Here is a 22853-nt window from a genome sequence, read left to right as displayed (position 1 = left end):
GTCAGCTCTCCACGCGCGTGCCGCGGGGCAGCGCGCACAGTTGCCGCCCGTGCGTCAGGAACACGTCGACGCCCAGCGGAAAACGTTGATGGTTGATGCGCCATTCACGCCAGAAGCCGTCCGGCAGGCCGGCGGCGCGCAGCGCCTGGCGGCTCTGGATGCCGGGGCCGGCCAGCGAGACCTCGGGACCGGCGTCCAGCGACGCGACCTCGATCAACAGCGTGGTGGACAGGTCCGGATAGGCCGGATCGCCGGGATGGCACGACGCCAGCGCGGGCACGCCGCCGCCCGCCGGCACCGCCGCGAAGCGCGCCAGCGAAGCCGACGGCACCATCGGGCAGGCGCAATGGAAACGCACGTAATCCAGCACGCCAGCATCCAGGCCCTGCGGCAGCCACAGCGGCGTGTCCACGTCCACCAGCGTCAGCAGCAGCGCGGTCAGCGCCGGCGACAGGCCGGCCGGCACGCCGCTGGCGGCGGCCACTTCATACACGCGGCCCGGATGCGCCATGGCGTCGAGCGCGGTGCGGAAGGTGGCCTGGGCGTCGTTCACCGGGTCCGCGAAGCCCGGCAGCAGTTTGCGGCTGGCGGCCGCGGCGCCAAGAAGTTCTTGATGCATGTCAGTCCTCGCCTCGCACCATCGTGAAGAATTCGACCTTGGTCTGCGCGGCGACGCGCGCCTGGCGCTCGATGCGCTCGGCGCGTTCGCGCGCCAGCGGCTGGATAAGATGCGCCTGCACCGTGTCGTGCCAGTCGGGCAATTGCAGCAGCGCGTCGGCCACCGCCGCCTGTTCGGCATGGCGCAACGACCGGCCCTGCACGTAGGCGATGCCGACCACGCCGTTGTCCAGGCTGACGGCGCAGCGCGTCACGGTCATTTCCCCCAGGTTGAAGCGTGCCCCGGTGCCGCCGCTGCGGGCCCGCACCATGGCCATGCCGGTCTGCGCCGGGCGCAGCATCCGGTGCGGCGGCACGCCGCCAAGCGCGCCGAACTTCCCTTCCAGCATGGCCGGATCAGCCATTGCCAACACCCGCATCCAGGCGGCCCGTTGCGCCTGGATTTCCCCCGGCGCGGTTTGTGGATGGTCCATTATTTCCTCTAAACGTCTAGACGACTGGATGAGTATGATCGCGTTCAGGTGGAAGTTCAACAGCCTGGCGTGAATCTTTGATGACAGTTGCGGCGGGGACGCATTGCCTATCCCGCGTCCGCCGCTTGGTGCACAATCACAGCCATTCCTGATGAAGCTGATATGACAGCACGAGCACATCCCATGGTCGAAAGAGGTTCCGGTATCGCCGTGTGGCGACAGATTGGCGAATCGCTGGCGGACGACATCCGCAACAAGCTGTACATGGCGGGCGAACAGCTGCCCTCCGAACCGGAGCTGGCCGCCAAGTTCTCCGTCAACCGCCATACCATCCGGCGCGCCATGGGCGAGCTGGAACAGAGCGGGCTGGTGCGCATCGAACAGGGCCGCGGCACCTTCGTGCAGGAACACGCCATCGACTACGCCATCGGCAAGCGCACGCGCTTTTCCGAGAACCTGCGCAGCCAGGGCATGCTGGGGCACCTCGAAGCCCTGGGCAGCCAGACACTGCGCGCCGCCGACATCGCCAAGCACCTGGGCCTGGCGCGCAATGCCCCGCTGCTGCGGGTGCAGATGGTGGGCAAGGCCGAGAACCGCCCCATCAGCACCTCCGAGCACTACTTCGATGAAAAGCGCTTCCCCGACTTCATCGAGCGCCTGAACGCGCTGCGCTCGGTCTCGAAGGTCTACGCCCATTACGACATCGACGACTACACCCGCAAATGGTCGCGCATCACCGCCACGCTGCCGTCGCCGGACGTGGCGCGCATCCTGGGGCAACCCAAGACGCGCCCGATCCTGCAGGTGGAAGCCCTGAACGTGGACCAGGCCGGCGCGCCGTTGCAATACAGCATCACCCGTTTCGTCGGCGACCTGGTGCAACTCATGGTGACCGACGACAGTTGAGGCCGGCGCGCGGCCCCGGGGGGCGGGCGCCCGCGGCGACCTCCGCCGCCACTCATCTAGACATCTGGTTGTAATGCAACACCGCTAACTTTCCATTCATGAACCCAGCACACGCCCCCTCGCCCCTGGCCGGTGTCACAGGCCAACGTATCCTGACCCCGCGCGGCATCGAACACGCCAGCCTGCGATTCCATGGAGAACTGATCGACGACGCCAGCAACGCGGCCGCGCGCGGCGCGGCCTGGTTCGACGCCGGCAATCTGCTGGTGTTGCCCGGCATCGTCGACCTGCATGGCGACGCCTTCGAACGCGCCATCATGCCGCGCCCCAGCGTCACTTTTCCCTACGACGGCGCCTTGTTCGACGTCGACCGCCAATTGCTGGCCAACGGCATCACCACCGAATTCCACGGCGTCACCCTGTCCTGGGAAGGCGGCCTGCGCGGCGAGGCCTACGCCGAACGCATGTTCGCGGCGCTCGAGCGCATGGGACCCATCATGGGCGCGCGCCACTATGTGCACCTGCGCTTCGAGACCCACCACGTGGGTGGGGTCGAGACCGCGCAGCAATGGATCCGCGACGGCCGCGTACGCTTCCTGGCGCTCAACGACCACCTGCCCAGCATGGCGCGCCGCCTGGGCGACGACCGCAAGCTGTTGCAGTACGCCGACCGCGCCGAATGCGACCTGGACACCTTCCAGGAACGCATCCGCCGCGCCATGGGCGCGGCCGACTCCGTGGCCGACGCCATGCGCGAGCTGACCGCCAGCGCGCAGGCCGCCGGACTGCGGGTCGCCTCGCACGACGACCCCGACGCCGCCACCCGCCGCTATTACCACCAACTGGGCTGCGGCGTGGCGGAATTCCCGCTGACGCGCGAAGCCGCCAGCGTGGCGCGCGACCTGGGCAACGCAGTGGTGTTCGGCGCCCCGAACGTGGTGCGCGGCGGCAGCCATACCAACGCCCCCGGCGCCACGGAGATGGTCCGCGCCGGCCTGTGCGACATCCTCACTTCCGACTATTACTACCCCGCCCCGCTGGCGGCGGCGCTGCGTCTGGTGAACGACGGCGTGCTGCCGCTGCAACAGGCCTGGAACCTGGTGTCGCTGAACCCGGCCCGCGCCGCCGGCCTGCAGGACCGCGGCGCGCTGGCGCCCGGACTGATCGCCGACGCCATCGTGGTCGATGACCAGGTGCCCGGCCTGCCGCGCGTGTGCGCCGCCATCGTCGGCGGCGAACTGCGCTACGCCACCCGCGCCTTCGGCGACGACCGCAGCCAGCGCATGGCGGCCTGATCATGCCGTCGGCCCACCGCTACGCGCTGTACCTGGCCCCCACCGGCCCCTGGCGTGAACGCGGCAGCCGCTGGCTGGGCCGCTGCGCCGACACCGGCGCGGCCCTGCCGCCGCTGCCCGGCCAGCCCGAGGCCGCGCGCGAATGGACCCGCGCGCCGCGCCACTATGGCCTGCACGCCACCCTGAAACCGCCGTTCCGGCTGCGCACCGGCGCCGCGCCGCGGGATGTCGATGCCGCCGCGCGCCAGCTCGCAGCGAGCGACAGCGCCTTCGGCATTCAGCTCGAATGCGAGCCGCTGCGCGGCTTCCTGGCATGGCGCATCGCGCCTGCCGACACGGCGGGCCGCGACCGTATCAACGCCCTGGCCGCCGCCGCCGTGCGGGGCCTGGACGACCTGCGGGCCGCGCCCGGCACCGACGAACTGGCCCGGCGCCAGGCGCACGCGCTATCACCCGAACAACAGGCCATGCTGGCGCGCTGGGGCTATCCCTATGTGTTCGACACCTTCACCTTCCACATCACGCTGACCGGCAAGCTCGACGGCGCCGTACTGGAGCAGGCGCAGGCCGGCATCGCGGCGTTCGCCGATCCGCTGCGCGGCCAGCCGATGACGGTGCCCGGCGTCAGTGTCTACGTACAGCCGGCAGCGGGCGCCGACTTCATCGTCGCGCGCCACTATCACTTCGATGGCGGCCACGTCGACGCGGCGGGCGCGGCCTACCTGGAAGGACCGGCCAGCGCATGAACCCACCCGTTGCCGCCAGCGGCGAACGCCTGGTCTACCTGATGGGCGCATCCGGCAGCGGCAAGGACACCCTGCTGCGACTGCTGCGGGCCGGGCTGCGCGGCGACGAACCGGTGCTGGTGGCGCACCGCTACATCACGCGCGACAGCGGCGCCACCGAGGACGCGCTGCGCCTGAGCGTCGACGAATTCGCGCGCCGCGCCGCGCTGGGCTGCTTCGCCTTGCGCTGGAGCAGCCATGGCCTGCACTACGGCATCGGCATCGAAGTCGATACCTGGCTGGAGTGCGGCGCGGCCGTCATCATCAATGGCTCGCGCGCCCACCTGGCCGAGGCGCATCGGCGCTATCCGGCACTGACCGCGGTCGAGATCAGCGTCGATCCCGGCCTGCTGGCGCGACGGTTGGCCGAGCGCGGTCGCGAAAGCGCGGCGCAGATCGCCGAGCGCCTGCGCCGCGCCGCGCAGGCCTTCCGCGTACCCGCGGGTTGCCGCCTGCTGCGCGTGGGCAACAACGGCGCGCCCGAAACCGCCGCCGCCGAACTGCTGCGCATCGCCCGTGACCGCCTGAGCGCCTGATGCCGCCGGACACGGCGCTTGCAGCGGCCGGTCGGGACCGCGTCATTGCGACGGCCGGGCCTGCGAATCCAGGCCGGCGCACAATTCCAGCAGGATCTCCGAAAAGCGTTCCTCGGCGGCCAGCGCCTGCTCGCGCCGGCGCCGGATCAGGTTGATCGGCGGCAGCTCCCAACCGAAGTCCCACGGCACCATGCCGAGCTTGCCACGCTGGCACAATTCGCGCGCGATGTCCTCGGGCACCACCGATACCAGCGCGGGGTTGGCGCTCAGCATGCCCTCGATCACATCGGTGGAATAGGCTTCGAGCACCGGCGCGGGCGAGCGCAGCCCGGCGCGGATGAAATGCTCGACGATCAACTGGCGCGTCGGTGTATTGACGGCCGGCAGCACCCAGTCCATCTCGGCCAGCGCCGCCCAGTCGGGCCGGCGCCGCGCCAGCCGCTGTGCCAGCCGGCCGTGCGCGATAAGCCGTGGCTGCTGGCAATACAGCACCCGATGGGTCAGGTCGTCTTGCGCCGCGGTCGACGTGGCCCGGCTGATGATGCAATCGAGCTCGTGCCGCCGCAGCATCGGCACCAGGTGGTCGGTGGTGGCCCGATGCAAAGTCAGCGTGACGCCATGGCGCTGGTGCAAGCGGCCGATGGCGGCGGTCAGCAGCGCGCTGGACACGTACGGCACCACGCCCACGTGCAAGTGCGCGGCGCGGCCATCGTGCAACGCCTCGACTTCGCGCGCCCACAGCGCCAGGTCGCTCTGCATGCGGCGCGCGCGCACCAGCGCCAGCTCGCCCAGCGCGGTGGGCTGCAGGCCGCGCCCGGTGCGCAGGAACAGCGGCGCGCCGAAGATGCCCTCGAGCTCGGCCAGCGCCTTGGTCGCCGCCGGCTGGCTGATGCCGGTGACCGCCGCCACGCGAGTCAGCGTGCCATGCCGGGCAATGTTCTCCAGCAAAACCAGATGGCGCTGCCGGAGGCGGTTGGCAAGACGGGCCGCGTCCCAGGCCATGGCCGTTCTTCCTATAACTGAATAGTTATTGAATTATGCCAACAATGGCCAACAGAGTTATTTCAGGCTCCTATACTGCATCCGATCCCAACCCTCGCATCCCTGTCGCCCCATGTCCGACTTCACCACCCGCCCGGAAATCCGCGGCACCTTCGGCGTTGTCTCGTCCACGCACTGGCTGGCCTCGCAAGTCGCCATGGGCGTGCTGGAACGCGGCGGCAATGCCTTCGATGCCGCGGTGGCCGGCGGCTTCACGCTGCAGATCGTCGAGCCGCACCTGAATGGTCCGGGCGGCGAAGTGCCGATTCTGCTTTGGAGCGAGCGGGAAGGCCGCATGCGCGCGCTGTGCGGCCAGGGCCCGGCGCCGGCGCTGGCCACGCCGGCCTATTTCCGTGGATTGGGCGTGGACCTGGTGCCCGGCATCGGCCTGCTGCCCGCCACCGTGCCAGGCGCTTTCGGTGCCTGGCTGACCCTGCTGCGCGACTATGGCACCTGGGAACTGTCCGAGGTGCTGCGTCCAGCCATCGACTATGCCCGCAACGGCTTCCCGCTGGTGCCGCGCATTTCGCAGGCGATCCTGGCGGTGCAGGCGCTGTTCCGCGACGAATGGACCAGCTCTGCCGGAGTCTGGTTGCCCGATGGCAAGGTGCCTGCGCCCGGCGCGCTGCTGCGCACGCCGGCGATAGCCGCCACCTACACCCGCATCCTGGACGAAGCCCACGCGGCCTCGACCGACCGCCGTGGCCGCATCGACGCCGCGCTGGCCATCTGGTACCGCGGCTTCGTCGCCGACGCGATCGACGCCTACTACACCCATGAAGCGGTGCGCGACACCACGGGCCAGCGCAATCGCGGCCTGCTGCGCAAGGCCGATCTGGCCGACTGGCGCGCCCGCTACGACGATCCGCTCACCCTGCAATATGGCCGCTACACCGTGGCCAAGTGCGGTGTATGGTCGCAAGGCCCTGCGCACCTGCAACAGTTGGCGCTGCTGCGCCACCTGGAGATGGATGCGCTGGACCCGGCCTCGCCGCAATTCGTGCACCGCGTGGCCGAGGCCGCCAAGCTGGCCTTCGCCGACCGCGCCGCCTGGTATGGCGACCCCGACTTCGTCGACGTGCCATTGGCCGCCCTGCTGAGCGACGACTATGCCCGCGCGCGCGCCGCCGGCATCGGCGCCCGCGCCGCCACGACGCTGCAGCCGGGCGCCCCGGCCGGCCGCGCGCCGCGCCTGCCCGACCTGGACGCGGCCGTGCGCACGCTGGCCGCATCCGACACGCGCTTCGGCGTGGGCGAGCCGACGTTCGCGGCGCTGCCCCCCGTGGCCGAATGGGCCCAACGCGAGATCTTCGTCGGCGACACCTGCCAGATCGACGTCATCGACCGCGACGGCAACATGGTGGCCGCCACGCCGTCCGGCGGTTGGCTGTCGTCCAGCCCGGTGGTGCCAGCGCTGGGCTTTCCGCTGACCACGCGCTTGCAGATGACCTGGCTGGACGAAGGCGTGCCCGGCCAGTTGCAACCCGGAAAACGGCCCTGCACCACGCTGTCGCCCGGCCTGGCGCTGCGCGACGGCCTGCCCTACATGGCCTTCGGCACGCCCGGCGGCGACCAGCAGGATCAGTGGACCGTGTCTTTCTTCCTGCGCCACGCAATGGGCCTGAACCTGCAGGAGGCGATCGACGCGCCGTCCTGGCACATCGACCATTTCCCGGGCTCGTTCTGGCCCCGTGCGCTGACGCTGAACCGCCTGACCGTCGAGGGCCGCCTGCCCGAAGCCACGCGGCAGGCGCTGCGCGAGGCGGGCCATGAGCTGCGCGTCGGCCCCGACTGGTCCGAAGGCCGCATCAGCGCCTGCACCCGCGAACCGGCCGCCGGCGGCGGCCTGCTGCTGCGCGCCGCCGCCAACCCGCGCGGCATGCAGGGCTACGCGGTCGGCAGATGAACCGATTTTCCATCCAGCCGGCGACCAGACCGGCCTTATCGCAAGGGGTAAACACCATGAAGACCATCCGACGACTGTTGCGCGCCTGCGCCCTGACCGTGGCCTGCGCCGCGCCCGCGCTGGCCCATGCCGCCTGGCCCGAAAAGCCGATCACGCTGATCGTGCCATGGGCGGCCGGCGGCTCCACCGACATCCTGGCACGCGTGCTGTCCGAAGGACTGACGCAATCGCTCGGCCAACCGGTAATCGTTGAGAACCGCTCGGGCGCCTCGGGCAACATCGGCAGCACGTTCGTCGCGCGCGCCAAGCCCGACGGCTACACCCTGCTGGTCGGTTCGATGAGCACCCATACCATGAACCAGGCGCTCTACAGCAACATGCCGTTCGACGGCGTCAAGGATTTCACGCCGATCGCCGAACTGGCGCTGGTCACCAACACCATGGTGGTCCATCCCTCGGTGCCGGCCAGCAACGTCAAGGAATTCATCGACTACCTCAAGGCCAACCCCGACAAGGTGGCCTACGCCTCGGCCGGCCAGGGCTCGACCAACCACCTGAGCGCCGCCCTGTTCGAGAAGGCCGCCGGCGTGAAGATGATGCACATCCCCTACCGTGGCGGCGCGCCCGCGGTGCTGGACACGGTGGCTGGCCGCACCCAGGTGCTGTTCAGCGCCGGCACCCAGACCCTGCCGCACGTGCAGACCGGCAAGCTCAAACTGCTGGCCGTTACGGAGGAAAAGCGCTCGCCGCTGCTGCCCCAGGTGCCGACCGTGGCCGAGACCCTGCCCGGCTATGAATTGTCGGTCTGGTACGGCGCCTTCGGCCCGGCCGGCATGCCGCCCGAGCTGACCGCCCGCCTGAACCAGGAGATCAACAAGATCCTCAAGCGCCCCGAAGTCGTCAAGAAGATGGGCGACATGGGCGTGCTGCTGCTCGACACCACGCCGGAACAGTTCGGCCAGGTGCTGGCGCGCGACGCCGACAAATACGGCAAGTTGATCAAGGAACTGGGAATCACCGCCGAATGAGCCTTCCGCCCGACACCGTCGAGCGCCTCGCGCAAGCCTATGACGGGGCCTCGGCCCCGGCCGCCTTCGCCGCGCTCGACGCACATGCCCACGCCACGCTGGGGCACACGCTGTGCACCATCAACCGCCATGACGCAGAACGCATGCGGGTGGTGCGGCTGTACAGTTCGAACCCCGCCGCCTATCCGCCCGGCGGCAGCAAGGACAAGCGCGGCACGGCCTGGGGCCGCCACGTGCTGCTCGAACGCCAGGTCTTCATCGGCGAGGGCGTCGACGCGATCCGCGAATTCTTCGACGACCATGACGCGATCCAGGCGCTCGGCCTGCAATCGGTGATCAACGTGCCGGTGGTATTCGACGGCGCCTGCCTGGGCACCGTCAACTTCCTGATGCCGCGCGCGGCGCTGGCGCCGGCCGACATCGCCGCGGCCCGGCTGGCGGGCCTGCTGGCCCTGCCGGCCTTTCTGGCGCTCACGCCGGCCGGTTGAAATGCGGGGCGCGCCTCGGCGCGCCCCGGGCTCAGATCAGCGCGCGGCGGATGCGGGCCGAGGCCATGTCGATCACCACCACGAAGCCGACGATGATGATCATCACCGCGCAGGTCTCGGCGTAGCGGAAGCTGCGGATGATTTCCCACAGCACGGTGCCGATGCCGCCGGCGCCGACGATGCCCACCACCGAGGCCGAGCGCACGTTCGACTCGAAGCGGTAAAGCGAGTACGAGATCCACAGCGGCAGCACCTGCGGGATCACGCCGTAGACGATCTCTTCGAGCGCATTGGCGCCGGTGGCGCGCACGCCTTCCACCGGACGCGGGTCGATGGCCTCGACCGCCTCGGAGAACAGCTTGGCCAGCACGCCGGTGGTGTGCACCCACAGCGCCAGCACGCCGGCGAAGGGCCCCAGCCCCACGGCCACGATGAACAGCATCGCGAACACCATTTCGTTGATGGCGCGGCAGGCGTCCATCAGGCGCCGCATCGGCTGGTAGACCCAGGCCGGCACCATGTTCGACGAGCACAGCAGCCCCAGCGGCACGGCCAGCACAATCGCCAGGAACGTGCCCCACACCGCGATCTGCACCGTCACGATCATCTCGTCCAGATACATGCGCCAATCGCGGAAATTGGGCGGGAAGAAGTCCGCGGCGAACTGGGCCATGTTGCCCGAGTCCCGCAACAGGTCCAGCGGCCGCATGTCGGCGCCGCGCCAGGACATGACCAGCAGCGCCAGCACGAAGGCCCAGACGAGCAGGACCGGCAGCGACGAGCGCGGCGCGGCGGGGGAACGGGAAGAAGGCACGGCCAGGGTCATGGGGATTCCGGAGTGGAGAAATCGGATGGACACGCGCCGGCGCCCGACTGACAGGCGCCTGCGCGGCATCGTTACTGCTTGGCGGTCGGCTGGCCCAGGCTGGCCAGCTTGGCGTCCAGCTCGGCCAACTGCTTCTGCTTCTCGGCCTGGCCGATGGTGGCGTCGGCTTCGATCTTGGCCCTCTCGCGCGCCAGCTCGATCTGGCGGATCGGCACCAGTTGCTGGTTGTCCGAGGCGCGGAAGCCCTGGTAGGTCAGCGCCTTCAGGTTGACCATTTCGCGCGCGGCGTCCTTGCCCTTGCCGTAGTTGACGAAGAAGTCGCGGATCTTGGCCTTCATGTCGGCCGGCAGGTCGCTGCGCATGACCAGCGGATCGGCCGGGATCAGCGGCGACTTCCACAGGATGCGCACGCTGTCGTTGGCGTCCTTGCCGGTGCTCAGGCGATAGCGCTCCAGCGCCTCGGTGTTGTTGACGGCCACGTCGACCTGCTTGTTGATCACCGACAGCAGGTTGGTTTCGTGGTTGCTGACGCGCACGGCCTTGAAGAAGGTCTTGGGTTCGATCTTGTTGGCGGCCCACAGGTAATAGCCCGGCACCGCCGTGCCCGAGGTCGAGTTGGGATCGCCGGCGCCGTAAGTCAGCTGGCCGCGGCGCTTGAGCACATCGTCCAGGGTCTTGAGGTCGCTGTCCTTGTTGACGATCAGCAACGACCAGTAGCCCGGGTTGCCGTCCTTGTCGATCACCGAGGCGAACACCTCGCCCTTGGCGCGGTCCACGGCCTCGATGGCCGACTTGTTGCCGTACCAGGCCAACTGCACCTTGTTGAAGCGCATGCCCTCGATGATGCCGGCGTAGTCCGAAGCGAAGAACGGCTTGACCGGCACGCCGATGGCGCGGCTCAGGTCGTCGATGACCGGCTGCCAGACCGATTTCAGGTTGGTCGAGGATTCCGTCGAGATGATGCCGAAGTTCAAGGTCTTGGCGTCCTGCGCCTGGACTTGCGTGGACAGGGCGGCGGTGGCGATCAGGGCAACAAAGGTTCTGCGTAGCATGGAAAGCTCCGGGTAGGAAACGGGTGGGGTCAGGCCGCGCAGGCCTGTCGGGACAACGGCGCCAGGTCCGGCACGGGCCGGACCTGCGGCGCATACTCGGGCAACAGCTCGCTCAGTTCCGAGCCATACAGATCGCGCAGCATGGCTGGCGTCAGTTCGGCCGAGGGGCCGTCGTAGACCACCTTGCCATGGCGCAGCGCCACCACCCGCGGGCAATAGCGCAGGGCCACGTCGACCTGATGCAGCGACACCACCACCGCCACCTTGCGGCTGCGGTTGATCTGCGCCAGCGTGTCCATCACGCGGCGCGACGATTCCGGATCGAGCGAGGCGATCGGCTCGTCGGCCAGGATCACGCGGGCGTTCTGCACCAGCGTGCGGGCGATGGCGGCGCGCTGCTGTTGGCCACCGGACAGCGTCGAGGCACGCTGAAATGCATAGTCGTCTATACCAACCTGGGCAAGCGCGTCGAGGCCCTGGCGGACTTCGGCGCGCAGGAACACGCGCGCCAGGCTGCGCCACATCGGCACCCGCGGCAGCAGACCGGTCAGCACATTGGTGATCACCGGCAGGCGCCCCACCAGGTTGAATTGCTGGAACACGAAGCCGATGCCGGCGCGGGCGGTGCGCACATTGCGCGACAGGCGCCCATGGCGCTGGATCGACTGGCCATTGACGGTCACGCTGCCCTGGCCGGCATCACCGGCCACGAAACCGGCCAGGTGCCGCAGCAGGGTGGACTTGCCAGAGCCCGAGGCGCCCAGCAGCGCCACCATCTCGCCGTCGGCCACGCGCAGGTCGACGTTATCCAGCGCCCGCGCGCCGCGATGGAAGGACTTGCTCAGCCCCTGTACTTCGATGGCGTAGGTCATCGTTGAAACCCCTTGGATTGGTTCATTCGCGCATTCTGTTTTCGCGGCATGACAGCGCGATGACCTGGGAATCGAATCATTTGTCGGAAAATAGGGGCCAAGGCAACCGACTGAAAGACATCCGTCACATAAGGCCGCGCCACCATCGCGGACGGCGGGTATATTCAGACAATCCCCCCTTTCGACAGGCGGTCATCATGCTCAACGGTTCCTGCCTCTGCGGCCGTGTGGCCTATCAGATCACCGGCCCGCTCACCGACGCGCTCAACTGCCATTGCGCCATGTGCCGCAAGTCGCACGGCGCCGCGTTCCGCAGCCGCGCCACCGTGCAGGCCAGGGACTTCGCCTGGACCAAGGGGGAAAACCACGTCACCTGGTACTGCTCGTCGCCGGGCAACTACCGCGGCTTCTGCGAAGCCTGCGGCACGCCGCTGCTCAGCCGCTTCGACCAGACGCCCGACATCTACGGGCTGCCGTTGGGCGCGCTGGACGACGACCCCGGCATCAAGCCGACCGCGCACTGCCATGTGGCGAGCAAGGCCCCCTGGTACGACATCACGGATTCCCTGCCCCAGTATCCCGAGGCGTACGAAGAGGCCGGGACGGCATTGCCGCACGCGGTCACTTAGGGTGGTTACATAAAAATTCAACCAGGCAGTTGAGCATGGCCAGGCATGGGGTTATATTCAACCTTATGGTTGAACCACTGCATCCCCCGTCCCTCGATGCCGTCTTTCGCGCGCTGGCCGACCCCACGCGCCGCGAGATGCTGCACAACCTGGCCGGCGCAGACAGGACCATCGGTGAACTGGCCGCGCCCCTGCGCATGAGTTTCGCCGGCGCCTCCAAGCACGTGCAGGCGCTGGAACGGGCCGGCCTGCTGCGGCGCACCGTCAAGGGCCGCAGCCACATATGCAGCCTGAACCCGGCCCCGATGGCCGACGCCATGCAATGGCTGCGCTTCTATGAACATTTCTGGTCGGGCCGGCTGGACGCGCTTGAAGCCGCGCTGGCCGCCCATGCGCCCCCGGCCGGATCTCCCGGAGAGCCAACATGAGTGATCACGGTGTCGTAACGAGCCCAACGTCCCTTTGTTTCACCCGCATCCTGCCCGGCGGAGTGGAACGTGTCTGGGCCTTCCTGACCGAATCCGACAAGCGCGGCCTGTGGCTGGCCAGCGGCGACATGGACCTGCGCGAGGGCGGCGGCGTGACGCTGCGCTTCGTGCACGCGGACCTGTCCTCGGTGGCCGAGCCCACGCCCGCCCCCTACAAACCGTATGAAAACGGCGTCACCACGCACGGCGTCATCACCCGGTGCGAACCGCCCCGGCTGCTGGCGTTCACCTGGGGCGGTTCGCAGGGCGAACCGTCCGAGGTCACATTCGAACTGTCCCCGGAGGGCGACCATACCCGGCTGGTGCTGACGCACCGCAAACTGGCTTCGCACGCCGACATGATCGATGTGGCGAGCGGCTGGCATGCGCACCTGGACGTGCTCACGGCCCGCCTGGCCGGCCTCGAGCCGGGGCCATTCTGGTCGAGCCTGCAGCGCTGGGAGACCGACTACCGCGCGCGCATCCCGGTCCGCTAAGGGTGCCCTTGCCGTCCGCGGGCCCATTTCCATGGCGTTATCCCCGCGGACGGCAACGGACGCAGTCGTTCAATAGCAACTATCGCGCCGCCAGGGCGGATAAAAACTGGCTAAGCAATGCGCTTTGCAGTAACATAAGCCTGTGTTTTTTCCGCAAAAACCGGGCTTTTCACCCAGCTTCACCCACGCGACGTGCCAACCCGCGTTGCCCGGTACCGCAACACTTCAACCCGCTTCTTCCGGCAACGCGCCACAAGCGCCAACCCGCGACCAAGCTGCGCATCGCGCACACTGCCCTCGCGGCGCGAGTATCCGTCATTTCAGACATCCACTCGGGATGCCATGGCCCCTACCCGCGCCTGCCCGGACGTTTTACGTTCAACCGCAGGACCTGGCTACCAGCGTCCGACGCGCCCGCCGCCCAGGCGGCGTGCCATGCCGACGGCTTGGCGGCGCGTATTGAATCAAGGAGTAGAAAATGGCTAAAGAAGAACTCATCGAACTGGACGGCATCGTTGACGAAGTGCTGCCCGATAGCCGTTACCGCGTCACCCTGGACAACGGCATCGAAGTGGGCGCCTACGCCTCCGGCCGCATCCGCAAGCACCGCATCCGCATCCTGGCCGGTGACCGCGTCACCCTCGAAATGTCGCCGTACGACCTGACCAAGGGCCGCATCAACTTCCGTCACAAGGACGAACGCGGCCCGGCCCCGAGCCGCCCGCAGCATCACCGCCGCTGAACCGCGAGGCCGGCGTCCGCCGGCCAGCCGCAGGCAGGGCACGGCCTTAAACTCGACCGCGCCCTGCCGTAGTAATGCGCAAGATCCCGGTTCGTGAAAGAATGGCGCTCCGCCCGGCGCCAGACCGGGCGGCAACGCATGGCGCAGCAAGATGGATCTGAAACAGGAATTGAAAGAAGCGGCCGACCAGCTCTCCCTGACGCGAAGACGTTTCGCCAAGGGGGAAGAAGGCCTGCGCCTGCTGCGCCAATCGCGCGAAGCCTTCATCAACAGCCTGCGCAATACCGGCCTGGCCTACGCCGAGGCCAAGACCAAGTACGACAACTGCCTGGATGAACAGGAAGTTCAGTTGCACGACATGATGGAACAAATGCGCTACGCCGAGCGCATGCACCAATACATCCTGCACCGCATCGCCATGCAACAGGCGCAGGATGCGGCCGCGCCGCAGGCGGCGACCGCCTGAACGCGCGCCAGCGGCCTCAGGGCTTGAAGGCGCCGATGAAGATGGCGGGATCGACCCGCGCATCGTTCAAGCTGACGTTCCAGTGCAGGTGCGGGCCGGTGGCGCGCCCCGTGGCCCCGACCTTGCCCACCACGTCACCGCGCGGCACCGCGTCGCCCACCTTCACGTCGATCGCCGACATGTGGCAGAACATGCTCACGAAGCCCTGCCCGTGGTCCAGGAAGACGGTCTTGCCATTGAAGAAGTAATCCCCCACCAACGACACCACGCCCGCAGCCGGCGCCTTGATCGGCGTGCCGGCCGGCACCGCGAAATCCAGGCCCGAGTGCGGATTGCGCTCCTCGCCGTTGAAAAAGCGCCGCAGCCCGAACGGACTGGACAGGCGGCCACCGCTGACGGGCCGGTCCAGCAGCAGGTTGCTGGGCGTGACGCCGGCGCGATAGGCACGGTTGGCGGCGCTCTGCTCGGCCATTTCCCTTTCGATGCGCCGCATGTCATCGGGATTCGGATTGACCTGGCGCGGGTTCTTCAGCGTGATGTGCTGCGCCACGTATTCCTTGGCCCCTACGGTGAAAGGCAGTTGGCGTGCGCCGTCGGCATCGCGCACCGTGACTTCCTGGCGGCCGGGCTGGACCGCCAGCGCGATGCCCACCACGGCGATCCATTGCCGGCCCTCCTCGCGCACCACCAGCACACGGCGGTCGCGGTAGCTCACCTCCGGCGCCGTCGCGGCATCGCCCAGGGCCAGCACTGCCACGCCGCCCGGCACCGGCGCATTGAGCTTGCGGCTGATGAAGCCGCCCGCCCCGGCGGCTGGGGCCTGCCGGGCACGCACCGGCAAGGCCAGGCCCACGGCCGCAGCGGCCAGGCCCAGCCGCAGCATGTCTCGACGACCCGGCATCACGGTTGCAGGCACAGGTTGGCCGGTTCGATCAGGCTCTGGTCACGGCGGGCGATGCGGGTCGACAGGCGGGCCTCGGTCTTGCCTTTCCAGGTGGTCGTGGTCAGCACCGCCTCGACGCCCATGCTGTCGCTCTGAATCAGCTCGAAGCCATTGCGCACCGATTTGCGCTCGAAATTCACGTCCATGTCTTTCCAGGCCGCGGCCACGCAATTGGTGTAGTCCTCGGCCGTGCGCTGGGTCGAGCCGAAGAACACCGGATCGCGCTCGCGGACGTCTTTGACGTTGGCGCAGGCTGACACGGCGAGCAGGACAGCGGTAAGGGACAAGGCGGTACGGACCTTCATATCGGGACTCTCTGGCTAAGGATGGAAAGCGGCGGCCAACTATACCGCAGCGTCCGAGGGCGGCTGCGGACGGCGCGCGGACTTGGGGCGGAAGGCGGCGCTGACCTCGGGGCGGGTCTCGGCATAAGGCCCGCCGATCAGGTCGATGCAATACGGCACGGCGGCGAAAATGCCCGGCACCAGCACCGCGCCGTCGTCGTCCCGCAGGCCTTCGAGGGTTTCGCGGATCGCCTTGGGCTGGCCCGGCAGGTTGATGATCAGGGCGGCGTGGGCGGGTCGTTCACGGATCACGGCGACCTGGCGCGACAGGATCGCGGTGGGCACGAAGCGCAGGCTGATCTGGCGCATCTGCTCGCCGAAGCCCGGCATTTCCTTGGTGCCGACCGCCAGCGTGGCCTCGGGCGTGACGTCGCGGCGCGCCGGGCCGGTGCCGCCCGTGGTCAGGACCAGATCGCAGCCACAGGTGTCGACCAGTTCGATCAACGTCTCGGAAATGCGCGGCGCCTCGTCGGGAATCAAGCGGTCGACCGCCTGCCAGGGCGAAGCCAGGGCTGCGCCGAGCCATTCGCGCAGAGCCGGCAGCCCCTGGTCCTGGTAGGCGCCGGCCGAGGCGCGGTCGGAGATCGACACCAGGCCGATGATCAGTTCGTCGGGGTGGCGGCGGGCGATGCGGGTAGGGGCGGTCATGGGCGGTTGGGCGTGGAGGAAACGGGAACGGGACGCGGCCGGCCCGGGGCTGCGGGCCCCGGCTGCCAGACAAGGATGCTATCGCATTCTGCCCCCTCCTCCGCGAACGGTCCGGGGCGAAGTCCGCGATGGCCCGGGGGAAGCCAGGAAAAGTGCCTGGAGCAACCGGGGACAGGTCACAAATCTGTAATAATCTGGGCTCGCCGGAACCTCCCCCCGCCTCCCAATGTCCTCCCTCTTCCACGGCCTAGATCCCTGGGTCGGCCTCAGCCTCGTCCTGGCCCTGACTTTCGTCCTGGCCTTCGAATTCATCAATGGTTTCCACGATACGGCCAACGCGGTCGCCACCGTGATCTACACCAAGGCCATGCCGCCGCACCTGGCGGTCGTGCTGTCCGGCATCTTCAACTTCCTCGGCGTGCTGCTCGGCGGCGTGGGCGTGGCCTACGCCATCGTCCACCTGCTGCCGGTGGAACTGCTGATCAACGTCGATACCGGGCGCGGGCTGGCCATGGTGTTCGCCATGCTGGCCGCGGCCATCGCCTGGAACCTCGGCACCTGGTATTTCGGCATCCCGGCCTCCAGCTCGCACACCCTGATCGGCTCGATCCTGGGCGTGGGCCTGGCCAACGCCCTGATCACCGACCTGCCGCTGGCCGACGGCGTGAACTGGGGCAAGGCGATCGACATCGGCGCCTCGCTGGTGGTGTCTCCGGTGGCCGGCTTCCTGGTGGCAGGCGCCCTGCTGCTGGCACTCAAGCGCTGGCTGCCGCTGTCGAAGATGCACAAGACCCCGGAGCAGCGCCGCGCCATCGACAACAAAAAGCACCCGCCATTCTGGAACCGCCTGGTGCTGGTGCTGTCGGCCATGGGCGTGAGCTTCGTGCACGGCTCGAACGACGGCCAGAAAGGCATCGGCCTGATCATGCTGGTGCTGATCGGCATAGTGCCGGCCAACTTCGTGCTCGATACCAACAGCACCACCTACCAGATCGAACGCACGCGCGACGCCGCCACCCACCTGAGCGCGTTCTACCAGCGCAACGAGGCCATGCTGGACGACTTCCTGGCGCTCAAGCGCGCCGGTTCGGCCTCGGACCTGCCGCGCAATTTCCGCTGCGACCCGCAACTGACGTTGCCCACCATCGACGCGCTGCAGGCCGACCTGCGCGGCGTCAGCAACTACGCCGACCTGTCCGCCGCCAAGCGCATCGACGTGCGCCGCTACCTGCTTTGCCTGGACGACACCGCCAAGAAAGTGGCGCGCATCGAAGGGCTGCCGGCACGCGAGCGCACCGATCTGCAGCGCCTGCGCGCCGACCTGACCGCCACCACCGAATACGCGCCGTTCTGGGTGATCGTGGCGGTGGCGCTGGCGCTGGGCGCCGGCACCATGGTCGGCTGGCGCCGCGTGGTGCTGACCGTGGGCGAGAAGATCGGCAAACAGGGCATGACCTACGCGCAGGGCATGTCGGCGCAGTTGACGGCGGTCGGCGCCATCGGCCTGGCCAACGTCTTCAGCCTGCCAGTGTCCACCACCCATGTGCTGTCCTCGGGCGTGGCCGGCACCATGATCGCCAACAAAAGCGGCCTGCAGGGCGGCACGGTGCGCAACATCCTGCTGGCCTGGATCCTGACCCTGCCGGCCTCGATGCTGCTGGCGGCCGGCCTGTTCTGGGTCGGCGTGCAGATCGCCGGCTGACCCCGGCCCGGCCGCGCGGACCATCTGCGCGGCCGGCGCAACACTGTGGCTACCGCGCGGGGCTATGTCGGGCGCGCAGGCGCCCCTATCATGGCGCCATGGCTACCCTCTCCCCCATCCTGCATTACATCTACGACCCGCTCTGCGGCTGGTGCTATGGCGCCGCGCCGCTGGTGCAGGCCGCCCGCGGCATCAGCGGCCTGACGATCGAGGCCCATGGCGGCGGCATGATGGCTGGCGGCAACCGCCAGCCCGTCACCGAGGCGCTGCGCCGCTACGTCATGCCGCACGACGAGCGCATCGCCGGGCTGACCGGCCAGGTGTTCGGTCCGGACTATGTCGACGGCCTGCTGCGCGACAGCGGCGCCGTGTTCGATTCAGCCCCGCCGACCACCGCCATCCTGGCCGCGCAGGCGCTGGGCGGCCGCGGCCTGGACCTGCTGCAACGGCTGCAACAGGCCCATTACGTCGAGGGCCGGCGCATCGCCGACCCCGCCGAACTGCGGCGTCTGGCCGAGGATATCGGCCTGGACGGCATGGCCTTCCAGGCCGCTTTTGCCGCCACCGAAGGCGCGGCCACTGAACGCCACATTGCGCAGAGCCGCGAACTGCTGGCGCGGGTGCGCGGCACGGGGTTCCCAACGCTGGCGCTGGAGCGCGATGGCGCCTATGAACTGCTGGAACCGGCGCGCTTCCTGGGCCGCCCGTCGCAATGGCAGGCGGACCTGTGCCAGCGCCTGGGGTGATCAGGCCTGGCCGATGTCGCCGTCGCGCTGCAACGCGCGGTGCATCGCCGGGCGCGCCGCCAGCCGCTCGGCGTAGGCCGAGAACACCGGATTCTCGGCGATCAGCTTCACCTGCATCATGAACTGCAGGGTGCCGCCCAGCACGATGTCGACGGCGCTGAAATGCTCTCCCAGGAAGTATGGGCGGGACTGCAGCACACGCGTCACGACCTGCTCGACCTCGTCGGCCGAGCCCCATCCCATCGAACCCTGCTGGTGCGCCGTCTTGAAGGCGCGCTCCGTCATGGCCGGCTCGAACACGCCGGTGGAATAGGCCAGCCAGGTCAGGTAGGGGCCGCGCTGTGGATCGCCCACCACGGGGCCCAGGCCCGCCTGCGGGTGAAGGTCGGTGAGGTACAGCGCGATGGCCGGGGTTTCGAACACCGGCACACCGTCGTGCACCAGCGCCGGCACCTTGCCATGGGGATGGATATCGAGGTAATCGGCGGGGATGTGGCCGGAGCCGTCGCGGCGGCGGATCGGCACCATCTCGGTGTCGTAGGGCACGCCCAGTTCTTCGAGCAGCCAGAGAATGCGAAAAGAACGCGAGCGCGGTGCGTGGTACAGGGTCAGCATGGGCGGTCTCCTGGGTTGCGGGGCTGGAACCAGGAGACCATTGTGCCGCAGGCGGCCCCGCCGGGACCAGCAGCGTCCCCCGCATCCCGGGAGGCGGGGCCACCCGCCGGACGCGGCGTGGCAGAGCGCCGCGCCCTATTCGTCGACCGCGCCCAGCGCGCGCAATTGCGCCTTCAGGCGCCGCACCTCCTGGCTGAGATCCAGGATCAGCGCCACGGCATCCAGGCCGGCGCCGAAGTCGCGTTCCAGGCGGCGCGCATGCAACGCGCGCTGCAGGTCCATGCTGTAGAAGCGCCATTCCGCCGGACGCGGGCCACTGGCCTCGACGATGCCGACCTCGACCAGTTGCGCAACCCAGTCGACTTCGGCGCCGCAGGCGCGCGCCAGATCGTCGGCGCTGAGCGGCTGCGACTTGCCCACCACGGTGGCGCTGCTGATGACGATTTTCTTCATGGTCAGACCCCCAGGTGGCGCCGCGGGTTGAACGGCAGGTCTTGCTGCATCTTGCGGTAGGCCTGCCTGGCCGCCTCGGTATCGGCCGGCGGCAACGCCAGATCCAGCACCAGGTACAGGTCGCCCGGCGGATCGCCAGGGATGCCGCGGCCGCGCAGCCGCAGCTTGCGGCCGTTGCCGGAACCGGCCGGCACCGAGACCTCGACCGTGCCGCCAGGCGTAGGCGCATTGACCTTGGCGCCCAGCGCAGCCTCCCAGGGCGCCACCGGCAGCGTCATGTACAGGTCGCGGCCTTCGGCGCGGTAACGGGCGTGCGGCTTGAAGCGCACCTCGAGGTACAGGTCGCCGTTCTCGCCGCCGCCGTAACCCGGCATGCCCTGTCCGGCCAACCGGATGAACTGGCCTTCGCGCACGCCCGGCGGAATGCGTACGCTGAGCGTGCGGGTTTGCACCTGCGGACGGCCCTGGTCGTCAACCTTCATGGAGCGCAGGCTGATGTCACGGGTGGCGCCTTGCAGCGCGTCTTCGAGATCGACCTCGATGGCGGCGTGATGGTCGTCGCCGCGGGCGCGGAACGTCTGCTCGTGGCCTGGCCCCGCGCCGCGGCCGCGTTGGCCGCGGCCGCCGAACAGCGACGAAAAGAACTCGCTGAACTGGGCCTCTTCGCCCGATGCGGGACCACGGTGGAACTCGAAGCCTTCGTCCCAACCGGGAGGCGGCTGGAAGCCGCCGCCGGGCGACACGCCGGCGGCGAGGTTGTCGTAGGCCTCGCGCTTTTCCTTGTCGCGCAGCACGTCGTAGGCTTCGTTGACGTCGCGCATGCGCGCCTCGGCGTCGCTTTCCTTGCTGACGTCGGGGTGGTACTTGCGAGCGAGCTTGCGGTAGGAGCGCCGGATCTCGTCATCGGAGGCGCCGCGCTCCACACCAAGAATGCTGTAGTAGTCCTTGAACTCCATTTTCCAGCCCATGGTTAGGGTTGCAGCCAAAGGCGGCTCGCGCCGGATTCGGCCCTGATTGGAAAGAAGATAGGGGCTACGGGACGATTTTTCAATGCGTTTCGTCAGCCGCGCCGCTTCGCGCATAATGAATGGTTGCGCCGCCCGCCACCGGGCGCGGCGGGCCATCGCCAATGAACAGGAACCGATCGTGCTGGAAATCATCGACGTCGACTTCAACAACCCGGAACACGGCCAGCAGGTCATGGCCATGCTCAACGAGTATGCCAGCGGCCCCATGGGCGGCAATACGCCCCTGCCCGAATACGCCCAGCGCAATCTGATCGCGGAGCTGGCAAAGCGGCCGACCGCGCGCGCCCTGCTGGCGCGGGTCGATGACCAGGCCGCGGGCGTGGCGATCTACCTCGAAGGCTTTTCCACTTTCGCCTGCCGCCCGCTGCTGAACCTGCACGACCTGGCCGTGTCGCCGCGTTTCCAGGGCCAGGGCGTGGGCAAGCAACTTCTGGCCGCGCTGGAAGACCGCGCCCAGCGCCTGGGCTGCTGCAAGATCACGCTGGAAGTGCTGGAAGGCAATCAGGTGGCCCAGGGCCTGTACCGCAAGCTCGGCTATGAAGGCTATTCGCTGGACGAGGAAACCGGCCGCGCCATGTTCTGGCAGAAAAAGCTGGCGGCCTGAACCCCATATTCCCCCTTGCCTTACCGTGGCGCGCACCGGCGCGCCGCTCCCCAGGAAACCCACCATGAAGATGAGCAACATCCCCTTCGGCACCACCGACTGGTCCGAGGTCGAACCCACCGAGCACCCCGGCGATACCGGCATGGCCTACTGGCGCACCCGCCAATTCGGCGACCTGCGCGTGCGCATGGTCGAATACACGCCGGGCTACCTGGCCGACCACTGGTGCAGCAAGGGCCACATCCTGTTCTGCCTGGAAGGCGAACTGCACACCGAGCTGGAAGACGGCCGCACCTTCGTGCTGACCCCCGGCATGAGCTACCAGGTGGCCGACCAGGCCGAGCCGCACCGCTCATCCACGGCGGTCGGCGCCAGGCTGTTCATCGTCGACTGACGCGCCGGCGCGACACGCGAAATTTCAATTGCGTTACGCTTTGCGCTACGCCGCCGCGCGCGGCCCCTTTTCAACCGCCTGACCGGAGATGCACTTGGGCGCCCCGTTTACGCTGTACGTCGATTCCCTCTTCCTCAGCCCGTATGCCATGTCGGCCTACGTCGCGCTGGCCGAGAAACAACTGCCCTTCGAGCTGCGGCTGATCGATCTGGCCGCGGGCGAACAGCGCATGCAGCCGTACCAATGCCGCGCCCTGACCGCGCGCGTGCCGGCGCTGACCCACGGTGATTTCAACCTGACCGAATCCACCGCCATCACGGAATACCTGGAAGACCTGCACCCGGCGCCCGCCTGTGCCGCACTGTACCCGGCCGACCCGCGCGAGCGCGCCCGCGCCCGCCAGTTGCAAGCCTGGCTGCGCAGCGACCTGGCCGCCCTGCGCCAGGAACGGCAGACCGAATCGGTGTTCTACGGCGACGCCGGCCAGCCGCTGTCGGACGACGGCCATGCGGCCGCGTCCAAGCTGATCCACGTGGCCGGCGCCCTGATCGGCGCGGGCCAGACCAGCCTGTTCGACGATTGGTGCATCGCCGACCTGGATCTGGCCGTGGCGCTGCGGCGCCTGTGGCAGGACGGCCTGCCCGAGCCGCTGCGCGATTATGTCGAAGCCCAGTGGCAGCGGCCCTCGGTGCGCCAATGGCTGGAACACAACGCGCAAGCCCGCGCCTGATTTTCCCCCGCCGGAGCCG

The 22853-nt window shown here is 68.7% G+C and carries 29 protein-coding genes; 17 read left to right on the top strand and 12 right to left on the bottom strand.

Annotated features, from left to right (window positions below; translation table 11 throughout):
* Window position 1: 1 nt before the first annotated feature.
* Both phnH and phnG read right to left on the bottom strand, forming a co-directional pair.
* A complete protein-coding gene (phnH, locus tag AC6LKG_RS15990; RefSeq protein WP_498165759.1) occupies window positions 2-619 on the bottom strand; it encodes a phosphonate C-P lyase system protein PhnH in 618 nt (205 codons plus the stop codon).
* Window position 620: 1 nt separating this feature from the next.
* Window positions 621-1091: a phosphonate C-P lyase system protein PhnG gene (gene phnG / locus AC6LKG_RS15985; RefSeq protein ID WP_498165758.1), complete on the bottom strand. Its 471-nt coding sequence runs from the start codon at window positions 1089-1091 to the stop codon at window positions 621-623.
* A gap of 183 nt (window positions 1092-1274) precedes the next feature.
* Between phnG and phnF the strand changes: the two genes are divergently transcribed.
* From phnF to phnN, 4 genes are all read left to right on the top strand, one after another.
* On the top strand, window positions 1275-1997 hold the full coding sequence (phnF, locus tag AC6LKG_RS15980) for a phosphonate metabolism transcriptional regulator PhnF (protein WP_498165797.1): 723 nt from the start codon (window positions 1275-1277) through the stop codon (window positions 1995-1997).
* A gap of 98 nt (window positions 1998-2095) precedes the next feature.
* Window positions 2096-3292 carry an alpha-D-ribose 1-methylphosphonate 5-triphosphate diphosphatase gene (locus AC6LKG_RS15975; RefSeq protein ID WP_498165756.1) on the top strand — a complete coding sequence of 399 codons (1197 nt, stop codon included), beginning with the start codon at window positions 2096-2098 and terminating at the stop codon, window positions 3290-3292.
* Between the two features lie 2 nt (window positions 3293-3294).
* On the top strand, window positions 3295-4038 hold the full coding sequence (locus AC6LKG_RS15970; RefSeq protein WP_498165755.1) for a DUF1045 domain-containing protein: 744 nt from the start codon (window positions 3295-3297) through the stop codon (window positions 4036-4038).
* Complete coding sequence (gene phnN, locus AC6LKG_RS15965) at window positions 4035-4613, top strand: phosphonate metabolism protein/1,5-bisphosphokinase (PRPP-forming) PhnN (RefSeq protein ID WP_498165754.1); 579 nt, start codon at window positions 4035-4037, stop codon at window positions 4611-4613. The genes AC6LKG_RS15970 and phnN overlap by 4 nt, the downstream gene beginning before the upstream one ends.
* A 42-nt stretch (window positions 4614-4655) precedes the next feature.
* Here the strand turns inward: phnN and AC6LKG_RS15960 are convergent, their stop codons facing one another.
* On the bottom strand, window positions 4656-5615 hold the full coding sequence (locus AC6LKG_RS15960; RefSeq protein WP_498165752.1) for a LysR family transcriptional regulator: 960 nt from the start codon (window positions 5613-5615) through the stop codon (window positions 4656-4658).
* Window positions 5616-5727: 112 nt separating this feature from the next.
* On the opposite strand from AC6LKG_RS15960, the gene AC6LKG_RS15955 reads away from it, so the two are divergent.
* Genes AC6LKG_RS15955 through AC6LKG_RS15945 form a run of 3 tightly spaced genes read left to right on the top strand, consistent with a single transcriptional unit; the run spans window position 5728 to window position 9076 of the window.
* Complete coding sequence (locus tag AC6LKG_RS15955; RefSeq protein WP_498165750.1) at window positions 5728-7560, top strand: gamma-glutamyltransferase family protein; 1833 nt, start codon at window positions 5728-5730, stop codon at window positions 7558-7560.
* A gap of 56 nt (window positions 7561-7616) precedes the next feature.
* Complete coding sequence (locus AC6LKG_RS15950; protein ID WP_498165748.1) at window positions 7617-8588, top strand: Bug family tripartite tricarboxylate transporter substrate binding protein; 972 nt, start codon at window positions 7617-7619, stop codon at window positions 8586-8588.
* Complete coding sequence (locus AC6LKG_RS15945; RefSeq protein WP_498165746.1) at window positions 8585-9076, top strand: GAF domain-containing protein; 492 nt, start codon at window positions 8585-8587, stop codon at window positions 9074-9076. Before AC6LKG_RS15950 ends, AC6LKG_RS15945 begins: the two co-directional genes overlap by 4 nt.
* Window positions 9077-9107: 31 nt before the next feature.
* Here the strand turns inward: AC6LKG_RS15945 and phnE are convergent, their stop codons facing one another.
* The 3 genes from phnE to phnC all read right to left on the bottom strand — a co-directional run bounded on the left by phnE (window position 9108) and on the right by phnC (window position 11826).
* Complete coding sequence (gene phnE, locus AC6LKG_RS15940) at window positions 9108-9902, bottom strand: phosphonate ABC transporter, permease protein PhnE (RefSeq protein WP_498165744.1); 795 nt, start codon at window positions 9900-9902, stop codon at window positions 9108-9110.
* 71 nt (window positions 9903-9973) lie between these two features.
* On the bottom strand, window positions 9974-10954 hold the full coding sequence (gene phnD / locus AC6LKG_RS15935) for a phosphonate ABC transporter substrate-binding protein (RefSeq protein WP_498165742.1): 981 nt from the start codon (window positions 10952-10954) through the stop codon (window positions 9974-9976).
* Window positions 10955-10983: 29 nt separating this feature from the next.
* Window positions 10984-11826 (bottom strand): phosphonate ABC transporter ATP-binding protein, encoded by an 843-nt coding sequence (gene phnC, locus AC6LKG_RS15930; RefSeq protein WP_498165741.1) that lies wholly within the window; start codon window positions 11824-11826, stop codon window positions 10984-10986.
* A gap of 197 nt (window positions 11827-12023) precedes the next feature.
* Here phnC and AC6LKG_RS15925 point away from each other — a divergent pair, with 197 nt between their 5' ends.
* The 5 genes from AC6LKG_RS15925 to AC6LKG_RS15905 all read left to right on the top strand — a co-directional run bounded on the left by AC6LKG_RS15925 (window position 12024) and on the right by AC6LKG_RS15905 (window position 14627).
* Window positions 12024-12455 (top strand): GFA family protein, encoded by a 432-nt coding sequence (locus AC6LKG_RS15925; protein WP_498165739.1) that lies wholly within the window; start codon window positions 12024-12026, stop codon window positions 12453-12455.
* Between the two features lie 65 nt (window positions 12456-12520).
* Window positions 12521-12883, top strand: a complete 363-nt coding sequence (locus AC6LKG_RS15920) for an ArsR/SmtB family transcription factor (protein WP_498165737.1) — start codon at window positions 12521-12523, stop codon at window positions 12881-12883.
* Complete coding sequence (locus AC6LKG_RS15915; protein ID WP_498165735.1) at window positions 12880-13419, top strand: SRPBCC family protein; 540 nt, start codon at window positions 12880-12882, stop codon at window positions 13417-13419. Before AC6LKG_RS15920 ends, AC6LKG_RS15915 begins: the two co-directional genes overlap by 4 nt.
* Before the next feature lie 478 nt (window positions 13420-13897).
* Window positions 13898-14161, top strand: a complete 264-nt coding sequence (infA, locus tag AC6LKG_RS15910) for a translation initiation factor IF-1 (protein WP_175133858.1) — start codon at window positions 13898-13900, stop codon at window positions 14159-14161.
* Window positions 14162-14312: 151 nt separating this feature from the next.
* Window positions 14313-14627: a hypothetical protein gene (locus AC6LKG_RS15905; RefSeq protein ID WP_498165733.1), complete on the top strand. Its 315-nt coding sequence runs from the start codon at window positions 14313-14315 to the stop codon at window positions 14625-14627.
* A 16-nt stretch (window positions 14628-14643) separates the two neighbouring features.
* On the opposite strand, the gene AC6LKG_RS15900 is transcribed toward AC6LKG_RS15905, so the two are convergent.
* From AC6LKG_RS15900 to mog, 3 genes are read right to left on the bottom strand one after another with little or no spacing between them, the layout of a single operon-like run.
* A complete protein-coding gene (locus tag AC6LKG_RS15900; protein WP_498165732.1) occupies window positions 14644-15528 on the bottom strand; it encodes a peptidoglycan DD-metalloendopeptidase family protein in 885 nt (294 codons plus the stop codon).
* Window positions 15528-15875, bottom strand: coding sequence for a hypothetical protein (locus AC6LKG_RS15895; RefSeq protein WP_498165731.1), 348 nt, complete (start codon window positions 15873-15875; stop codon window positions 15528-15530). Before AC6LKG_RS15895 ends, AC6LKG_RS15900 begins: the two co-directional genes overlap by 1 nt.
* Before the next feature lie 39 nt (window positions 15876-15914).
* A complete protein-coding gene (gene mog / locus AC6LKG_RS15890; protein ID WP_498165730.1) occupies window positions 15915-16562 on the bottom strand; it encodes a molybdopterin adenylyltransferase in 648 nt (215 codons plus the stop codon).
* Between the two features lie 226 nt (window positions 16563-16788).
* Between mog and AC6LKG_RS15885 the strand changes: the two genes are divergently transcribed.
* Together AC6LKG_RS15885 and AC6LKG_RS15880 are read left to right on the top strand one after the other, a co-directional pair.
* Window positions 16789-18264, top strand: a complete 1476-nt coding sequence (locus tag AC6LKG_RS15885; RefSeq protein WP_498165729.1) for an inorganic phosphate transporter — start codon at window positions 16789-16791, stop codon at window positions 18262-18264.
* 98 nt (window positions 18265-18362) lie between these two features.
* Window positions 18363-19010, top strand: a complete 648-nt coding sequence (locus AC6LKG_RS15880) for a DsbA family protein (RefSeq protein WP_498165728.1) — start codon at window positions 18363-18365, stop codon at window positions 19008-19010.
* On the opposite strand, the gene AC6LKG_RS15875 is transcribed toward AC6LKG_RS15880, so the two are convergent.
* The 3 genes from AC6LKG_RS15875 to AC6LKG_RS15865 form a co-directional block, all read right to left on the bottom strand.
* The gene (locus AC6LKG_RS15875; protein ID WP_498165726.1) at window positions 19011-19625 is read right to left on the bottom strand and encodes a glutathione S-transferase family protein; all 615 of its coding nucleotides are present in this window, start codon (window positions 19623-19625) and stop codon (window positions 19011-19013) included.
* Between the two features lie 135 nt (window positions 19626-19760).
* Window positions 19761-20078 carry a chaperone modulator CbpM gene (locus tag AC6LKG_RS15870; RefSeq protein ID WP_498165725.1) on the bottom strand — a complete coding sequence of 106 codons (318 nt, stop codon included), beginning with the start codon at window positions 20076-20078 and terminating at the stop codon, window positions 19761-19763.
* Window positions 20079-20080: 2 nt separating this feature from the next.
* The gene (locus tag AC6LKG_RS15865) at window positions 20081-21034 is read right to left on the bottom strand and encodes a DnaJ C-terminal domain-containing protein (RefSeq protein ID WP_498165795.1); all 954 of its coding nucleotides are present in this window, start codon (window positions 21032-21034) and stop codon (window positions 20081-20083) included.
* Between the two features lie 190 nt (window positions 21035-21224).
* On the opposite strand from AC6LKG_RS15865, the gene AC6LKG_RS15860 reads away from it, so the two are divergent.
* The 3 genes from AC6LKG_RS15860 (at window position 21225) to yfcF (ending at window position 22834) form a co-directional block, all read left to right on the top strand.
* On the top strand, window positions 21225-21710 hold the full coding sequence (locus tag AC6LKG_RS15860; protein ID WP_498165724.1) for a GNAT family N-acetyltransferase: 486 nt from the start codon (window positions 21225-21227) through the stop codon (window positions 21708-21710).
* Between the two features lie 64 nt (window positions 21711-21774).
* Entirely contained in the window at window positions 21775-22104 is a 330-nt protein-coding gene (locus tag AC6LKG_RS15855) for a DHCW motif cupin fold protein (protein ID WP_498165722.1), read from the top strand.
* A gap of 94 nt (window positions 22105-22198) precedes the next feature.
* Window positions 22199-22834 carry a glutathione transferase gene (yfcF, locus tag AC6LKG_RS15850; RefSeq protein WP_498165720.1) on the top strand — a complete coding sequence of 212 codons (636 nt, stop codon included), beginning with the start codon at window positions 22199-22201 and terminating at the stop codon, window positions 22832-22834.
* The last annotated feature ends 19 nt before the right edge of the window (window positions 22835-22853 follow it).

This window comes from Achromobacter sp. 46006, assembly GCF_059761975.1.
This window is presented reverse-complemented; position numbering and strand designations above follow the sequence as displayed.

Bases quoted from the DNA above. Each gene is read 5' to 3' on its own strand.
- AC6LKG_RS15905 (WP_498165733.1), top strand. From the start codon at position 14,313: ATGGATCTGAAACAGGAATTGAAAGAAGCGGCCGACCAGCTCTCCCTG.
- phnN (WP_498165754.1), top strand. From the start codon at position 4,035: ATGAACCCACCCGTTGCCGCCAGCGGCGAACGCCTGGTCTACCTGATG.
- AC6LKG_RS15970 (WP_498165755.1), top strand. From the start codon at position 3,295: ATGCCGTCGGCCCACCGCTACGCGCTGTACCTGGCCCCCACCGGCCCC.
- AC6LKG_RS15880 (WP_498165728.1), top strand. From the start codon at position 18,363: ATGGCTACCCTCTCCCCCATCCTGCATTACATCTACGACCCGCTCTGC.
- AC6LKG_RS15960 (WP_498165752.1), bottom strand. From the start codon at position 5,615: ATGGCCTGGGACGCGGCCCGTCTTGCCAACCGCCTCCGGCAGCGCCAT.
- AC6LKG_RS15950 (WP_498165748.1), top strand. From the start codon at position 7,617: ATGAAGACCATCCGACGACTGTTGCGCGCCTGCGCCCTGACCGTGGCC.
- mog (WP_498165730.1), bottom strand. From the start codon at position 16,562: ATGACCGCCCCTACCCGCATCGCCCGCCGCCACCCCGACGAACTGATC.
- AC6LKG_RS15855 (WP_498165722.1), top strand. From the start codon at position 21,775: ATGAAGATGAGCAACATCCCCTTCGGCACCACCGACTGGTCCGAGGTC.
- AC6LKG_RS15900 (WP_498165732.1), bottom strand. From the start codon at position 15,528: ATGCCGGGTCGTCGAGACATGCTGCGGCTGGGCCTGGCCGCTGCGGCC.
- AC6LKG_RS15955 (WP_498165750.1), top strand. From the start codon at position 5,728: ATGTCCGACTTCACCACCCGCCCGGAAATCCGCGGCACCTTCGGCGTT.
- AC6LKG_RS15915 (WP_498165735.1), top strand. From the start codon at position 12,880: ATGAGTGATCACGGTGTCGTAACGAGCCCAACGTCCCTTTGTTTCACC.
- AC6LKG_RS15885 (WP_498165729.1), top strand. From the start codon at position 16,789: ATGTCCTCCCTCTTCCACGGCCTAGATCCCTGGGTCGGCCTCAGCCTC.
- AC6LKG_RS15875 (WP_498165726.1), bottom strand. From the start codon at position 19,625: ATGCTGACCCTGTACCACGCACCGCGCTCGCGTTCTTTTCGCATTCTC.
- phnC (WP_498165741.1), bottom strand. From the start codon at position 11,826: ATGACCTACGCCATCGAAGTACAGGGGCTGAGCAAGTCCTTCCATCGC.
- AC6LKG_RS15865 (WP_498165795.1), bottom strand. From the start codon at position 21,034: ATGGAGTTCAAGGACTACTACAGCATTCTTGGTGTGGAGCGCGGCGCC.
- phnE (WP_498165744.1), bottom strand. From the start codon at position 9,902: ATGACCCTGGCCGTGCCTTCTTCCCGTTCCCCCGCCGCGCCGCGCTCG.
- phnD (WP_498165742.1), bottom strand. From the start codon at position 10,954: ATGCTACGCAGAACCTTTGTTGCCCTGATCGCCACCGCCGCCCTGTCC.
- AC6LKG_RS15920 (WP_498165737.1), top strand. From the start codon at position 12,521: ATGGTTGAACCACTGCATCCCCCGTCCCTCGATGCCGTCTTTCGCGCG.
- phnH (WP_498165759.1), bottom strand. From the start codon at position 619: ATGCATCAAGAACTTCTTGGCGCCGCGGCCGCCAGCCGCAAACTGCTG.
- AC6LKG_RS15945 (WP_498165746.1), top strand. From the start codon at position 8,585: ATGAGCCTTCCGCCCGACACCGTCGAGCGCCTCGCGCAAGCCTATGAC.
- AC6LKG_RS15895 (WP_498165731.1), bottom strand. From the start codon at position 15,875: ATGAAGGTCCGTACCGCCTTGTCCCTTACCGCTGTCCTGCTCGCCGTG.
- AC6LKG_RS15870 (WP_498165725.1), bottom strand. From the start codon at position 20,078: ATGAAGAAAATCGTCATCAGCAGCGCCACCGTGGTGGGCAAGTCGCAG.
- phnF (WP_498165797.1), top strand. From the start codon at position 1,275: ATGGTCGAAAGAGGTTCCGGTATCGCCGTGTGGCGACAGATTGGCGAA.
- AC6LKG_RS15975 (WP_498165756.1), top strand. From the start codon at position 2,096: ATGAACCCAGCACACGCCCCCTCGCCCCTGGCCGGTGTCACAGGCCAA.
- phnG (WP_498165758.1), bottom strand. From the start codon at position 1,091: ATGGACCATCCACAAACCGCGCCGGGGGAAATCCAGGCGCAACGGGCC.
- AC6LKG_RS15925 (WP_498165739.1), top strand. From the start codon at position 12,024: ATGCTCAACGGTTCCTGCCTCTGCGGCCGTGTGGCCTATCAGATCACC.
- infA (WP_175133858.1), top strand. From the start codon at position 13,898: ATGGCTAAAGAAGAACTCATCGAACTGGACGGCATCGTTGACGAAGTG.